Below are 219 nucleotides of genomic sequence, written 5' to 3'. Positions count from 1 at the left end.
GTCGCGAGCGTTGCGAGCGCTCAGACAAGCCGGAGGGAGCCCCCAGAAACTACCGCAACGGCTACACGAAGAAGACCGTTAAGACCCAGCTGGGTGAAGTGGACATCAAGGTGCCCCGGGACCGGAACGGCTCCTTCGAACCCAAGATCATCGGCAAGTATGACCGGAATGCGGACGGGATGGAGGATAAGATTCTGGCGCTGTACGCCTGCGGCATGA

1 protein-coding gene is annotated in these 219 nt (G+C 60.3%); it reads left to right on the top strand.

Annotated features, from left to right (window positions below; genetic code table 11):
- Nucleotides 1–219: transposase (locus JQM68_RS13695; protein WP_235223571.1), on the top strand; the 219-nt coding region annotated here is incomplete at both ends.

This window comes from Oscillibacter valericigenes, assembly GCF_021531435.1.
Lineage (GTDB): Bacteria > Bacillota > Clostridia > Oscillospirales > Oscillospiraceae > Oscillibacter > Oscillibacter valericigenes_B.
This window is presented reverse-complemented; position numbering and strand designations above follow the sequence as displayed.